General features: G+C 54.6%; 10 protein-coding genes. 2 read left to right on the top strand and 8 right to left on the bottom strand.

Annotated features, from left to right (window positions below):
* Window positions 1-200: 200 nt before the first annotated feature.
* Window positions 201-2,567, bottom strand: coding sequence for an endonuclease MutS2 (locus EDM21_RS05305; RefSeq protein WP_338043930.1), 2,367 nt, complete (start codon window positions 2,565-2,567; stop codon window positions 201-203).
* A gap of 217 nt (window positions 2,568-2,784) precedes the next feature.
* Between EDM21_RS05305 and EDM21_RS05300 the strand changes: the two genes are divergently transcribed.
* Window positions 2,785-3,150, top strand: coding sequence for a phage holin family protein (locus EDM21_RS05300; protein WP_157333524.1), 366 nt, complete (start codon window positions 2,785-2,787; stop codon window positions 3,148-3,150).
* A gap of 225 nt (window positions 3,151-3,375) precedes the next feature.
* On the top strand, window positions 3,376-3,741 hold the full coding sequence (locus EDM21_RS05295) for a cupredoxin domain-containing protein (protein ID WP_157333522.1): 366 nt from the start codon (window positions 3,376-3,378) through the stop codon (window positions 3,739-3,741).
* Between the two features lie 100 nt (window positions 3,742-3,841).
* Here the strand turns inward: EDM21_RS05295 and EDM21_RS05290 are convergent, their stop codons facing one another.
* From EDM21_RS05290 to EDM21_RS05260, 7 genes are all read right to left on the bottom strand, one after another.
* Window positions 3,842-4,414, bottom strand: coding sequence for a hypothetical protein (locus EDM21_RS05290; protein ID WP_157333520.1), 573 nt, complete (start codon window positions 4,412-4,414; stop codon window positions 3,842-3,844).
* A gap of 221 nt (window positions 4,415-4,635) precedes the next feature.
* Window positions 4,636-5,184, bottom strand: coding sequence for a CvpA family protein (locus EDM21_RS05285; protein WP_157333518.1), 549 nt, complete (start codon window positions 5,182-5,184; stop codon window positions 4,636-4,638).
* Window positions 5,184-10,175, bottom strand: a complete 4,992-nt coding sequence (locus tag EDM21_RS05280; protein ID WP_166541836.1) for a hypothetical protein — start codon at window positions 10,173-10,175, stop codon at window positions 5,184-5,186. The genes EDM21_RS05285 and EDM21_RS05280 overlap by 1 nt, the downstream gene beginning before the upstream one ends.
* Before the next feature lie 181 nt (window positions 10,176-10,356).
* Window positions 10,357-12,813, bottom strand: coding sequence for a phenylalanine--tRNA ligase subunit beta (pheT, locus tag EDM21_RS05275; RefSeq protein WP_157333516.1), 2,457 nt, complete (start codon window positions 12,811-12,813; stop codon window positions 10,357-10,359).
* Window positions 12,814-12,838: 25 nt separating this feature from the next.
* Window positions 12,839-13,873, bottom strand: a complete 1,035-nt coding sequence (gene pheS / locus EDM21_RS05270; RefSeq protein WP_157333514.1) for a phenylalanine--tRNA ligase subunit alpha — start codon at window positions 13,871-13,873, stop codon at window positions 12,839-12,841.
* A gap of 483 nt (window positions 13,874-14,356) precedes the next feature.
* Entirely contained in the window at window positions 14,357-14,671 is a 315-nt protein-coding gene (locus EDM21_RS05265; protein ID WP_157333512.1) for a DMT family transporter, read from the bottom strand.
* A complete protein-coding gene (locus EDM21_RS05260; protein ID WP_166541835.1) occupies window positions 14,671-15,024 on the bottom strand; it encodes an SMR family transporter in 354 nt (117 codons plus the stop codon). Before EDM21_RS05260 ends, EDM21_RS05265 begins: the two co-directional genes overlap by 1 nt.
* Window positions 15,025-15,026 lie beyond the last annotated feature (2 nt).

Raw genomic sequence — 15,026 nt, 5'->3', positions numbered from 1 at the left:
CCGCTTTCGCTTAAATGTCTTATTTTGTTTTTCCATACTTTTTCATACGCGGGACCCACAATTACGTTTCATTCATTCCTAAAATATTTTTGCACCCATCCGGAAGAAATCTTAGTATGCGGGCCAAATCGCTCAGCTTCAGGCCTCTCTGGCCAAGTCTGAGCCTCGCCTCGCTAAATCAATCCTGATCGTAATGAACACTAGTTAAGCTCGACTACCGTAACCCCGTTGCCGCCTTCATTATAGGCACCAATGCGGAAACTTTTGACATGTTTGTGCTTGCGCAAGTAATCTTGGATCCCTGCCCGGAGTACTCCTGTGCCTTTACCGTGAATGACGAAGACTTGGCCGAAATTGTTCAGGAACGACTCATCCAGGAACTGGTCAAGGTCCAGAATTCCTTCCTCGACATTAGCGCCCCGTAAATCCAGCTCCATCCGGATATTGTCGTCACGAGTACGTTTAACCGTAGCCGCGGCTTGTTGAACCGGTTTTTTCTGAGGAGCCGCTTTGATCACTTCAAGATCGGATTTTTTGACCTTCATCTTCATAATCCCAAGCTGGACAGTCACCTCGGTGCCGTTCACAATGTCAACGACATGACCTTTCTGGCCCAGACTGATGACCCGGACCTCATCACCCGGCTCGGCATCGGCCTGCCTGGTGCGCTGCGGCTGCTTCGCTCCGGACTTGCGGAGGTTAGGCTCCGCTTCATCCAGGCGGCGGCGCGCATCAATGAGCTTATGCTCCTTGATGGCGCCGGCCTCTTCCTTCGCGAGCCTGCGCAGGTCCGCGATGATCTCTTCCGCTTCGCGGCGGGCTTTGGCTACGGCGTCCTGCGCTTCCTGCTGCGCCTTGAGCAGCACCTTGTCGCGCTGCTCCTCGAGACGCTCCCGCTCTTTGGTCAGGACCGTGCGAAGCTGCTCGGTCTCGCGGCGGATCTGCTCCGCGCTGTTGCGCTCGGCCTCGGCGGTCAGACGATTCTCCTCCAGCGAGGCGATCATGGTCTCGACGCGCTGATCCTCGTCGCTGACCTGTACGCGGGCGCTGTCGATAATCGCGCGCGGGAGGCCCAGACGCTCCGCAATCGCGAACGCGTTGCTTCGGCCGGGAACCCCGACCAGCAGGCGGTATGTCGGGCTCAGCGTCTGGACATCGAACTCCATGCTGGCGTTAATGACGCCGCGCCGTTCGTACGCATACGCTTTGAGCTCGCTGTAGTGAGTGGTCGCGATCATCCGGCAGCCCATCCTGTGGATGTTCTCCAGAAGGGAGATGGCGAGCGCCGAACCTTCTGCAGGATCCGTACCCGCCCCAAGCTCATCCAGGAGCACCAGGCTTTTGGGCGTCATATCCTTCAGAATTCCGATGATATTGGTCATATGGCTGGAGAACGTACTGAGGCTCTGTTCAATGCTCTGCTCATCGCCGATATCGGCATAAATGCCGTCGAACACACAAAGCTCGCTTTCTTCTTCAGCCGGGATAAATAATCCGGACATGGCCATCAGGCTGAGAAGTCCGACTGTTTTCAAAGAAACCGTCTTCCCCCCGGTGTTCGGACCGGTCACGATAATAGTCGTAAAGCTTGCGCCAAGCTCCAGATCGATCGGGACGACCTTATCCATCGGAATCAGCGGATGGCGTGCCCGCTTAAGCTTCAGGAATCCCCGGTCGTTCAGCCGCGGGAGGGTCGCCTTCAGTTCGCGGGCAAGGCCCGCCTTGGCGAACGTAAAGTCCAGCTGGGCAAGCAGCTCGACATCGGCGAGCAGTTCCTCCGATATCTCGGCCACTTGAGCCGTCAGCATGCGCAGAATTTTCTCAACCTCCGCCTCTTCCTTGAGCTTCAGCTCACGAATGCGGTTGTTGAGCGTCACGACCGCCTCCGGCTCGATGAATAAAGTAGCGCCCGAAGCGGACTGGTCGTGGATCATCCCGCCGAACGAAGAACGATATTCCTGCTTGACCGGAATCACATACCGGTCTCCACGCATCGTTACGAGCGCATCCTGGAGCATTTTCTGGACGGACGTGCTGCGGATCATCTGCTCCAGCTTCTCACGCACACGCGCCTCTCCGCTTCTTAGCTCGCTGCGGATACGCGCCAAATCGCTGCTTGCGCTGTCCATCACCGATGCGTTATCGTCGATGCAGCTTTTGATTCGGTCTTCCATCTCTTTGTTATCGCTCAACAGCTCGGCCCAACCCGTAAGCATCGGAATGGGATGCTGCTCGTTCATCGTCTCGAGGAACTTGCGCAGCCGCCTTCCTCCGTAAATGGTCGTCGAAATATCAAGAAGCTCACTCGGGTTCAGCATACCTCCCACCCTCGCCCGGTGTATGGCTGCACGAATATCGCGGATGCCTCCGAACGGAGCGCCTCCCTTAAGGCGGTCGACTGCAAAGGCTTCATCCGTTGCCTGAAGGCGAAGCTTTACTTCTGTATAATCGCCTGAAGGACGCACCTCTTCTGCTTTCGCGATTCCTAACGAGGTTGCCGCATGAGTCCCTAATTTATGTGTGATTTTATGAAATTCCATCGTTTGCAAAATTTTCGAGTTCTTCAATGCATTCTCCCTCACATTTGAATGATCCCTTTATTATATCCAATCCTCACGACCGAAGCTATGGAGAGTTCTTTTAAAATGCAAAGTTGCAAAACAGGGTATGCTATGTCAGGCATCTTGCAGATGAAAGTCCGCAGATCACAACAGGGAAGAAAACGCAAGAAGGCAGAACGGCGATTCCCATGTTCAGCCAACAAATCAAGGGGGTACCAAAGCGATGCGGTTTCTTGGACATCTGGTCAGGTTTATCGTTTCTGCGCTGGTTTTGATGGTTGTCGGTTGGCTTGTTCCGGGCTTTACGGTCGGGGGATTCTTCAGCGCCCTGCTGCTCGCCCTTGTTATTGCTGTAATCGCCTGGATCATCGAGAGCGTATTCGGCAGAAGAATAACACCGTTCGGACGTGGAATCGTCGGTTTTCTGACGAGTGCGCTTGTTATCTGGCTTTCTCAATTCCTGGTCTCCGGCGTATCCGTCTCGATTATAGGCGCCATCCTTGCCGCGCTTGTAATCGGCATTATCGATTTGTTTATTCCCATCTCCAGTCCGTTTGACAAATCGGATCAATCGCATGGTGCGCGCTGACCTGTTTTTCCCTGCAGGATGCTGAAAAAACCGGCCGTCAGCTTTACTTAGCTGGGCCGGTCTTTCCAATTATATAAATAAAATTGGAATACAAAGGAAATTGTCATAAAGGGTTCACCAATTTGCCACTGACTTCCTCTCCCGGCAGGTGTATGATTAATTCGTACATGGTATGTGATGTTGGACTGCCTTGTGCGAATATGGTTACACGGAGGGGACAAATCTATGAAAAAATCAGCCTTACTGCTGATCATGTCTGTCGTATTGATTCTGGCATTGGCTGCATGCGGCAAAACCGAAGAAAAGGCAGGCGAAACCACAGTTACGCCTACCCAGGAGATTTCCGTAGAAGCTTCCAACTGGAAATTCGATAAAGACGTATATACGGTCAAAAAAGGCGAGCCGCTCAAAATCAGCCTTAACAATAAAGAGGGCATGCACGCGCTTCAAATTCCGGATTTAAAAGTAAGTGTAGACGGCGGTAAAAGCAAAGTCTTCACGCCTGATAAAGCCGGCACTTATACCATCCAGTGCAGTATTCCTTGCGGCTCCGGTCACTCCACTATGACAGCTAAACTGGTAGTTGAGTAATCTCTGACCGCCAATAGACTTGCAGATTTAAAAAAGCTTGCGTCATTCGTATCGGCCGATACGTAGACGCAAGCTTTTTGGTGTGTTCAGGGGCGGATTCCTACTGATCGGATTTCTGCCGTTTACGGCGGAGTAAGGCGAAGATACCGAAGGCGGCCAGCGGGGGAAGAACCGCTATATAAAACAATCCCTGTTCATTCAGCTCCACGGATGTCAGGCTCCATGCCCTTGCGGCAGAGTAACCGATCGCAAACGTCAGCATCGTCAGGCTGAGCTGAAGCGGGAGGAGCGGCATCCCCAGTTTGCTGCGCAGGCGCTTGAGCGGTTCGAGGGCTCCCAGGCGCAGCAGCAGCCGGACCGGGAAACTAAGCACCACCTGCCCGAATACCAACAGCAAGGCCAGGCTGAGCAGATCCTCGGATCTTTCATACCAGATACTATCCGTGAGGAAGGTTCCTGCACTGAGCAGCGCGGCGTACATGCACACGAACATAATCAGCAGCGGAAGGAGGAAAAAGAACGTAACCGCTATCGCGGTAATGATCGACTGGACTTGTGCCGCTCCCTCTGCTTTCTGCTTTTTACGAATCCATACATAGAACCACCCGAGACAAGCTGAGATCATAATAAAAGCGGCGATAACGACGTTTCCTGCGGCTAACGTTTGTTCCATTGTCTGGTTCTCCTCCTCTCGCTCCACGGTCGCATACCGATTTATCCGGCTGGAACGAAAGCAGGTGTTGCGGCTGTAACCGCCTGGCATCTGCGCACGCTTGCCTGGTACGTATGTACGGGTGCATATCTCTTTGCTTTTTAAACGATCGGATTATGTATACGAATTTCTTCCAATCCGGTAAAAAAACCTCCCTTGCGGGAGGATAGGTTTCACTAAAGTTACGTATACCGTTCCCAAATGCCGCGTGCCCATTCGAGTACGTCGTCAAGCAGATAGGGAGCTATACGCGAGCTGCCAAGCATGTCCTGGACATAATCGGAAGGCAGAATAACCATCATATGAACGGCAATGACGAGAAGGACAAACGCCTCTATTCCTCCGAGAGCAGCGCCCGTTATTCGATTTATCAAATTCAAACCAGGCAGGCGTGCGATGAGGTTCAGCATTCTTCCCGCAATACCCAGCAGCAGCTTGACCAGAATGAACAGAAAGGCAAATGCCAAAGCACCTGCGATATAAAACTCCAAATTCAGTCCTTTTACCAAAAACTCATATTTATCATAACCGGAAAAAGAAGAAAGGGAAAGCCATTCCAGTAAATATTCGGCAACAGGACGGTGATAGCGGGCCGCCACGAATAACGCGATCAATAATCCCGCCATCGAAACAAGCCCGCTGATCAGTCCCCTTGCATATCCCAGGAAGAGCCCTCCCGCCAGAATGACCAGGATGGACCAGTCAAGCACATTCCATGGAGGCAGAGCCATTACTCCTTCGGCTCTTCCATGACGAGTTGAACCCACTCGTTATACTCGCTCTGAAGCTTGGAATATTCGTCGAGCAGCTTGCTATGTTCCTCCTGAAGCGTTTCCCAGCGCCCGCTTGCCTGCTCGTCACGCCGGCGGAGCTCTGTCAAGCTTTGCTGGGTCTGAAGATGGGTCTGTTCCAGCTCTTCCAGCTGATGCTGCAGCAAGCCGCTCCGTTTGCTTTCGGCTTCCAGCGCTTCCTGAAGCTTCGCCAGTTCCTGGCTGAGCTTGCCGGTCTCGCTGCGCAGCGTACCCATTTCGCCCAGGCTCGCCCTTTCCTGATCCGCCTGCTCATCCATCAGCTGGCGATAAGCGTCCAATTCTTCCTGTAAAGAGCGCCTCTCCGTCAGCGCCTTCTCCAGCTCCCTGCGGATATTCTGCTCCTGAAGAACCTGCTCATGAGCCATTTGCTGGGTAGCGGCTACTTCACGCAGCGCGGAGGTCAGTTCGGCATTGCTTGCTTCACCCGCCGCTTTGACCCGGTCCAGCTCCTCACGAAGCTGCGCTTCCCGCTTCACGGCTTCCACGCGGGCTGCTTCCGCTTCTTCGAGCTTGGCAACGAGGCCTTCCATGGAGCGGATCTCCTGCGCTGCCCGCTGGCGTTCGGCAGCCAGCTCAAGCTTCGCCGCTTCACGCGCTTCTTCAAGAGCAGCCGTTGATTCGTTCAATTTGGCCTGAGCTTCCCGTTGTCCGAGCTCCAGTTGCTCGAATAAGGCTTCAGCATTCAGAAGTGCCTCGGTCAGTTCCCTGGCAAGCGTTTCTTCACGTTCTGTTGCCAGTTTCAGCGCCTCCGCCAGCTCTGTGGCCGCAAGTTGTTCCTGGGCGGATCTTCCCTTCTCCGATACCAGTTCGCGCTCCGCCTTCTCTCTTGCAGCCGCCACTTCCGTGAACATTTTCTCACTCTGAATTAACGCCTCTGCGAGCTGAGTATGGAAAGACGCTTCCAGCTCCGCTCTTCTCTGATGAGCGGCAACCGTTTCCTTATGGGCTTCCTCCAGCGATAACGTAAGCTCACGCAGTCTGCTCTCCGCATCAGATTGATGGCGCTCCAGATCTTCCAGCAATGCTTCAGCGTCCTGCTTCGCTTGAGCCAATTCCCCACGAAGTGCTTCTTCACGCGCTTCGGCAGATTTAAGCTTCACCGACAAATCCGAGGAAACGGCATTTTCCTGCATAACGCGTTCCCGCTCTGCGGACAAGTCGCTCTCGGCCGCTTCCAGCGCCGTTTTCAGCCTGCTGACGGTCTGAGCCATTTCACTCCGGCCCGTTTCATGTTCCCTGTGAGCCTCAGAGAGATCTTGGCGCAGTCCGGTAATAAGAACTTCGGCTTGTTCGGCTGCCTTTGCAGCCGCACCCTCTGCCTCAGCCGCTTCCTGAAGGGCCATCTCCAGCATTTTTTTAGAGTCATGAAGTTCCGCCTGTAAAGTCGACTTCTCCAACTCAAGTGTTCGAACCCATTCTTCATTTCTCTGTACGGCTTCTTTAGCTTCAGTCAATTCATTTTGAGCAGACTGACGGGCATCCGCCTCCTGCTGAAGCGCTCTCTCAAGCGCCTGCGCGGATTCAGATAACCTGTTTTTGGCCGCTTCTTGCTGCTCGATATCCGCCAGCAGAGCATCTGCGTCTTGCCGGGACCGCGCCAAATCTGCGCCAAGCGCCTCTTCACGCGCTGCAGCAGCCTGAAGCTCGCCGGCAAGTCCGGCCGCTTCCGCCTTCTCCCGCGCCAAACGTTCACGCTCAGCTGCCAGCTCGGCTTGCAGCGCAGCAATCTGCTGCTGCGCTTCCTGATTTGTTTGCTCCAGTACTGCATACGTTTCGCTCAGCTTCACTTCGGACCCTACCCGGCGCTGCTCAGAAGCTTCTAGCGCCGCGCTTGTCTCGCTCAGCTTCGCCTCAGCCGAAGCATGACGCCGCTCGGCCGCTTCCAGCGCTGCTGCGGTTTCTTCCAGCTTCGCTTCCACCGATGCCCGCTGCTGCTGCTCTGATTCACGCGCCGCCTTCTCGCTCTCAGCGGCCTCCAGCGCTTCCAGAAGCTCTGTCTCGGCAGCTTCACGTGCTGCCGCCGCTTCCTGCTTCGCCTTCTCCAGCGCCGCGTTCGTTTCGCTAAGCTTCGCCTCAGCCGAAGCATGACGCTGCTCGGCCGCTTCCAGCGCTGCTGCGGTTTCTTCCAGCTTCGCTTCAACCGAAGCCCGCTGCTGCTGCTCTGATTCACGCGCCGCCTTCTCGCTCTCCGCGGCCTCCAGCGCTTCCAGAAGCTCAGACTCAGCAGCTTCACGTGCTGACGCCGCTTCCTGCTTCGCCTTCTCCAGCGCCGCGTTCGTCTCGCTCAGCTTCGCCGCAGCCGAAGCACGACGCTGCTCGGCCGCTTCCAGCGCTGCTGCAGTTTCTTCCAGCTGCGCTTCCACCGATGCCCGCTGCTGCTGTTCCGCTTCACGCGCTGCCTTCTCGCTCTCCGCGGCCTCCAGCGCTTCCAGAAGCTCAGACTCAGCAGCTTCACGTGCTGACGCCGCTTCCTGCTTCGCCTTCTCCAGCGCCGCGTTCGTCTCGCTCAGCTTCGCCGCAGCCGAAGCATGACGCTGCTCGGCCGCTTCCAGCGCTGCTGCAGTTTCTTCCAGCTTCGCTTCAACCGAAGCCCGCTGCTCCTGCTCCGCTTCACGCGCTGCCTTCTCGCTCTCCGCGGCCTCCAGCGCTTCCAGAAGCTCCGTCTCGGCGGATTCTCGCGCAGACGTTGCTTCCTGCTTCGCCTTCTCCAGCGCCGCGCTTGTCTCGCTCAGCTTCGCCTCAGCCGAAGCATGACGCCGCTCGGCCGCTTCCAACGCTGCTGCGGTTTCTTCCAGCTTCGCTTCCACCGAAGCTTTCTCCTGCTGTACCGCTTCACGCGCTGCCTTCTCGCTCTCCGCAGCCTCCAGCGCTTCCAGAAGCTCGGTCTCGGCAGCTTCACGTGCTGCCGCCGCTTCCTGCTTCGCTTGCTCCAGCGCCGCGCTTGTCTCGCTCAGCTTCGCCTCAGCCGAAGCATGACGCTGCTCGGCCGTTTCCAGCGCTGCTGCGGTTTCTTCCAGTTTCGCTTCCACCGAAGCCCGCTGCTCCTGCTCCGCTTCACGCGCTGCCTTCTCGCTCTCCGCGGCCTCCAGCGCTTCCAGAAGCTCAGTCTCGGCAGATTCTCGCGCTACCGCCGCTTCCTGCTTCGCTTGCTCCAGCGCCGCGCTTGTCTCGCTCAGCTTCGCCTCAGCCGAAGCATGACGCTGCTCGGCCGCTTCCAGCGCTGCTGCGGTTTCTTCCAGTTTCGCTTCCACCGAAGCTTTCTCCTGCTGTACCGCTTCACGCGAGGATCTCTCGGCCTCAGCCGACTCCTTGGCCGCTTTCGCTTCCAAACGGGCCGATTTCAAAGCCTCGGTTGATTCACGCAGCTCTTCATCGGCTGCCGCTTTACCCAGTTCCAGGTCTTCAAGCAACGCTTCCGCATCGCTTCGGGCCTGCGCCAATTCCCGGCGCACTTCTTCCACCCGTTCAGCGGTATCAAGCAGCTGCTGTTCCTGCTGCTGTACATGTTCCCGGCTCTCAGCAAGCTCACGCTGGGTCTCTTCGGAACGCTGCTTAATCAGGGCAAGCTCGGCGCGCTGGGTCTGCTCCCGTTCAGCCGCTTCACGCAGCTCCTCGCGTACAGCCTCTGCCTCGGCTTTCTCACGCTCTACTTCTTCCAGCAGTGCTTCCGCATCGCGCTGAGCCTGCTGAAGCTCACTGCGAAGCATCTCTTCACGCTCGGCGGCAAGCTGGGCAGCCTCATTTAATTGTTCTTCCCGTTCTTTGCTTTCCTGTACGCTAACATGCGCCAGTTCCAGCTCAGACTTAATCGCAGCGAGCTGTGCGTCTGCAGATTTATTCTCTTCTTGCAGCCTTGCAAACTCTGCATCCGATTGCTGCTGCCTGGCTTCTGCAGCAGCCTTCTCACGCTCCAGATCTTCCAGAAGCGCTTCCGCATCCTGCCGGGCTTGCTCCGCTTCCTTGCGTACGCTGCTCTCCCGCTCCGCAAGCTGCTTAAGCTCAGACTTCAGATCTTGCAGCTGCTGCTCCTGCTGCTTAGTCCGCTCCTTGAATCCGCTGAGCTCACGCTGGACTTGCTCACTGCGCTGCTTAAGCAGGGCGAGCTCCGCCCTTAAAGTCTGTTCCTTCTCGGCCGCTTCCTGGATCTGAGCCAGAGATGCCTTGGCGTCACTTCGAAGCTGCTGAGCGGCTTGTTTTTCTTTCTCAAGTTCCTTGCGCAGAGATTCTACATTTTGTTTAGTCCGGTCTGCTTCAGCCTGGAGTTTCTTCTCACGCTCAACAGTTTCATCTAATTTGTGCTTCATCTGCTGGGCTTGTGCCGCATCTTTCTCCATTTGCTGCTTTAACGTATTCTGCACATTCTGGAGTTTCTCCCCATGCTGCTTAGCCTGCTGAAGCTCACTGCGCAGCTGCTCTTCCCGCTTAGCAGCCTGCTGCGACTTCTCGCGAGCTGTGCTCAGCTCACGCTGAATTTGCTCACTTCTCTGTTTGGCCTGCTGGAGCTCAGCTTTCATTTCTTGCTCACGTCTGGCAGACAGTTCTCCCTGTTCACGGGCTTGCGTCAGTTCCTGACTGAGCTGCTGCTCTTCCTGCTTCGCTTTTTCCAGCTCCTGCCTGGCCTTCTCGACGGCGGATTCGGCTTGAGCAACGGCTTTATTCAAATCTCCCAGCTTTCCTTCGGACTGATCGAACCGCTGAGCCAGCTGGGCTTTCTCGTCCGTCAGATTAACGGCAGCGAGCACCGCAATTTTATATGTATCCAGACGCGGGTAACTGGAGGCGATCTGAACCATTTGTTCATTAACCTCAGCTGCCACTTTTCTTACATAAGACGGGTTGGAATTCCCTCTTAATTTGTATTCATTTCCATATATGTCAACGGTAATATTCGCTCTTTCTTCCGAATTCACGATAAATCCTCCTTCGGTTGTACAACATTCGAATCGGCCGCATGTAACGGCAGCAGCGGTTCAGACAAATTTAACCCTGCCTATACACGTTAACATAAAAATGAAGGGCCGGTCCATCGAGTAAGAATTCGATGTGACCCGCCCTATTTCCTTCTGCATGCCCTGATTTTTCAGCGAAAGATCACTTACGCAGTTCCGCTCCGAAAGCGGTCTCCAGCGCCTTCACAACGCCCTCGTGCAATTGAGCAACTTCTTCGTCCTGCAAAGTACGATCCGGATGCCGGTATACAAGTGCAAACGCAATACTTTTCTTCCCTTCGCCCAGACGTTCTCCGGTGTATACATCGAACACACGGATAGACTCCAGGAGCTCTCCTGCGGTCTCTGCGGCCAGTTTCTCCAATTCGCCTACCGGCACAGCAGCGTCTACAACCAGCGCCATATCCCGGCTTGCCGACGGGTAACGAGGCAGCAGCTTGTAGTCCGCTTCATAATCCGCATGTTGAAGAATCGGACCCAGCTCTGCTTCCAGTACATACGTGTCTTCCAGATCGCGCTTTTTCTGCAGAGTCGGATGAAGCTGCCCCATATATCCGATCGGCTGACGCTCTCCGGAAGAAGTTACCAGAATGAGCTCGGCGGTACGGCCCGGGTGAAAGCCTTCTTTTTGGGCCGAGCGATATTCTACATGAAGTCCCAGATAAGAAGTTATCCGTTCAAAAACTCCTTTGATATCATAGAAATCAACTTTTTTCTGCTTTTGCTGCCAGTGACTGCCTGTACGGCTGCCCGTCATCGCGATCCCCAGAACGCGTTTCTCCTGCGGCTGTTTAGTTAACCCGGCTTCGGCTTCTTCTGACAGGAAGACTGTGCCGGCTTCAAAAATAGCTACATCGTCATTCTTGCGGTTGCGGTTATACGTAACAGTTTCAAGCAGATGCGGCACAATCGTGGTACGCAGCACACTACGGTCTTCACTCATTGGCATGGCCAGCGGAATCGGCGTGTATTGCGGATACAATCCCGGATAATCTGCCGTACTTTCGCGATGCGATAAAGTATAGGTAATTACCTCATGAAGTCCGCTGCCGGTCAGAAGACGTGAAATCGTGCGGCGAAGCGCCTGTTCGCGTGTCAAGGAACCCGGAGTCGTTACTCCTGTCATCAGGGTGGTCGGGATATTATCATAACCGTAGAGACGGGCGATTTCTTCAATAAGATCCACATCCCGGGTAATATCCCCGCGGCGTCCCGGAATTTGAACAATCAGAGAACCGCCGTCAAGCAGACCGTATTCCAGTCCCAGACGGTCCAGAATTTCTTTGACCTGCTGGATAGAAAGATCGGTGCCGAGGTAATGATTTACGCGGTCGAGCTTAAGGGCGATCTTAGCATGCGTATAAGTAGCACCGATCTCCTGGACGATACCCTGTGCTACTTTTCCGCCGCAGCAAAGGACGAGAAGCGCAGCTGCGCGGTCCAGAGCCGAGATAACCGCTTCCGGATTCACTTCTTTCTCGAAACGAAGGCTCGCTTCGGAACGAAGGCCCAGCTGACGGGATGTTTTACGGACGGAAGGACCTGCAAAACGTGCCGATTCAAGCAAAATATTCGTCGTGCCCTCGGTAACTTCCGAGTTGGCTCCGCCCATAACGCCCGCGATCGCAATCGGCTTGATGCCGTCCGTTACAAGCAGCATGTGCGGCTCCAGTGTACGCTCTATGTCATCCAGGGTGACCATCTTCTCCCCTTCATGAGCGAGCCTTACAACGATGCGGCCGGAATCAACCTGATCGGCATCGAACGCATGCAGCGGCTGTCCGTATTCAAGCATGACATAGTTCGTCACATCGACGATGTTATTGATCGGACGCACGCCGGCTGCCATGAGGCGGCTCTGCATCCACAGCGGCGAGGTGCCTACGGTTACCCCTTCAATGAGACGAGCCGCATACTGCGTGCACGCTTCCTGCGCATCAATCTTTACGCTGATGCGGTCTTCCGCTTTGGTTGTGCTCATCTCGACATTCGGATGCCGTTTATCTTCCGGCAATTGGACAGGACGGCCCAGAATTGCACCGATTTCATAGGCGGTTCCGATCATGCTCAGACAGTCCGAACGGTTCGGAGTCAGTTCCATTTCAAGCACTTGGTCATCGAGCGTCAGCACATCCAGAATGGATAGACCAACTTCGGTGGATGCCGGCAGAACCAGAATACCTTCCTGAATTTCTTTGGGCAGCAGCTTATCGTTCATGCCAAGTTCCTTGGCCGAGCAGATCATCCCCTGGGACTCCACACCGCGCAGCTTGGCGCGTTTGATTTTGAAATCTCCCGGAAGGACTGCGCCGATTACGGCAACCGGCACTTTTTGACCGGCATCCACATTCTTCGCTCCACAGACGATCTGCAGATCTTCCCCGCTTCCGACATCTACGGTACATACATTCAGTTTATCCGCATCGGGATGCTTCGTCTTTGCTTTGACATAACCGACAACAACACCCGACACACCTTTGTTGAGCGATTCGACAATATCGACCTCAATGCCGCTTCTCGTCAATTTTTCAGCAAGCTCTTCCGCTGTGAATCCTTGCAGATCCACGTATTCCGACAGCCATTTATAAGAAACTTTCATCGTCTTATTCCCTCCTCTTCCGATTCTATAGATGAATAAACTGCTTCAGGAAACGCAGGTCGTTTGTATAAAAATGGCGGATATCTTCCACACCGTATTTCAGCATCGCAACACGTTCGACACCCATACCGAAAGCAAATCCGCTGTATTCATTCGGATCGTAACCTGACATTTCAAGGACGCGCGGATGCACCATACCGGATCCCAAGATTTCAATCCAGCCTGTTTGCTTGCAGGTCCGGCAGCCCTTGCCGCTGCACATCATACAGCTGACATCGACCTCCGCGCTCGGTTCCGTGAACGGGAAGAAGCTCGGGCGCATCCGAATCTGTGTATCCGGGCCGTACATCTCTTGCATGAATTGCAGGAGGGTCCCTTTCAGATCCGTCATGCGGATACCTTTATCGATCACAAGTCCTTCAATCTGTGTGAATTGATGGGAGTGAGTAGCGTCATCGTCGTCGCGCCGGTATACTCTGCCCGGAGAAATGATACGAATCGGCACGGCGCCTTTACGCGCTTCCATCGTCCGCACCTGAACAGGGGAGGTCTGGGTTCTCAGCAGAATTTCATCGGTAATATAGAAAGAATCCTGCATGTCGCGGGCCGGATGATCTTTGGGGAGATTCAGAGCTTCGAAATTATAATAATCACGCTCCACTTCCGGACCTTCTGCAATCGTGAAACCCATTCCGATAAAAATATCTTCGATTTCCTGAGTAATCTTGTTCAGCGGATGCACAGCGCCCTGCTCGGACGGACGTCCCGGCAGTGTTACATCGATGGTTTCCGCGCTCAGACGCTTCTCCGTCTCCAGGCGGTCGTACTCTTCCTGTTTGCGGGCAATAACCTCTTCAATAGCCCCGCGCACATCATTGGCTACCTGACCGATCACCGGGCGCTCTTCTGCGCTTAATGCACCCATGCCGCGCAAAATCTCGGTAAGCGGGCCTTTTTTGCCCAAATACTTAATTCTAAGCTCATTTAGCTCCTGCTGGCTGCCGACAGCGGCTAACTCCTGCAAAGCTGTATCCTTTAACGCTTCCAATCGTTCTCTCATCGGTAATCCCTCCTTTGAATCTGTCCATGCTAACGGGTTTTCCGCCCAACAAAAAAAGCCCTCCCGCCCGGTAAGGGACGAGAAAGCCGTGGTACCACCCTTGTTAGACCTGCACGCGCACGGCGACGGGTTGTCGCTCAAGTTCGTGTACGGTCTCACTTCATTCGAATAACGGTTCGTAGCCGGTGCTCTCTACTGGTCCGGGCCCTGTGCCCGTGTTCAAGAGACTGCTCGGGAGCGAACTTCGGCAGCCTGGTTCCATGGGGACACTCTCAATCTCCGGTGTCGCCTCCCTGTCCGGAAGCACTGCGTACTCTTCTCCTTCAGCGCATTTGGTATGCGGTTAGTGAAGCTTCTTGCTTTAGTTATGCCCTCTATTATATGAAAAACACCCCGGCGTTGCAAGCCTAATCGCGTATCTGTGCGCAGCGGGAGAGCTTGCGGCTGTGGTGAATGCTTATTTCTTGCTCAGCAGAAGATCAACTAGGTCAAAAGCTTGAGCCCTACGGCCGCTGAGATAATCATCGCGATAAACACGATCCGCCGCCAGTCTTTGGATTCCCCGAACACGAACATGCCCAGGAGTGTCCCTCCACTCGTACCGATTCCGGTCCATACGGCGTAGGCGGTTCCCATCGGAATCGTCTCCATCGCGTTAGACAGAAGCGAGAAACTCAAACCGAAACCGATAATAAGCATCAAGAACCAGGTTAAGGTACGCTTTTGACTAATTTTGTTCATCGAATATACGCCGAGCACTTCTGTACAACCTGCTAGAATCAGTGAAACCCAGGCCATTATCGATTCGCTCCTTCCGCCGGTTCCGGATTATCCGGTTCCGTTGTCGTTAATTTAAGTCCAACCACGCCGCCAAGAAGAATAAGAATAAAGAGCACTTTCAGCCAGCTGAACGGTTCCTGGAAAAAAACAGTTTCCGCAATAACCGTACCTGCTGTGCCGATCCCGGTAAAAACCGCATACACCGTTCCGACCGGCAGTCTTCTCGTCGCCTCCAGCAGCACCCAGAAACTGATAAGGATGGCGAGCGCCGTCATCCCCCACGTAAGGGCGCTGTCCGCGTGTTTTAACCCCGATACCCAGCCAATTTCAAGAAATCCTGCGGCCAATACGTAAATCCAATGTTTGTTCACTG

Origin of the sequence: Paenibacillus lutrae, assembly GCF_009757775.1 — a bacterium.
GTDB classification, from domain to species: domain Bacteria; phylum Bacillota; class Bacilli; order Paenibacillales; family NBRC-103111; genus Paenibacillus_F; species Paenibacillus_F lutrae.
This window is presented reverse-complemented; position numbering and strand designations above follow the sequence as displayed.

Coding starts and splice junctions, on each gene's coding strand:
- EDM21_RS05295 (WP_157333522.1), top strand. CDS start 3,376: ATGAAAAAATCAGCCTTACTGCTGATCATGTCTGTCGTATTGATTCTG.
- EDM21_RS05265 (WP_157333512.1), bottom strand. CDS start 14,671: ATGGCCTGGGTTTCACTGATTCTAGCAGGTTGTACAGAAGTGCTCGGC.
- pheT (WP_157333516.1), bottom strand. CDS start 12,813: ATGAAAGTTTCTTATAAATGGCTGTCGGAATACGTGGATCTGCAAGGA.
- pheS (WP_157333514.1), bottom strand. CDS start 13,873: ATGAGAGAACGATTGGAAGCGTTAAAGGATACAGCTTTGCAGGAGTTA.
- EDM21_RS05290 (WP_157333520.1), bottom strand. CDS start 4,414: ATGGAACAAACGTTAGCCGCAGGAAACGTCGTTATCGCCGCTTTTATT.
- EDM21_RS05300 (WP_157333524.1), top strand. CDS start 2,785: ATGCGGTTTCTTGGACATCTGGTCAGGTTTATCGTTTCTGCGCTGGTT.
- EDM21_RS05285 (WP_157333518.1), bottom strand. CDS start 5,184: ATGGCTCTGCCTCCATGGAATGTGCTTGACTGGTCCATCCTGGTCATT.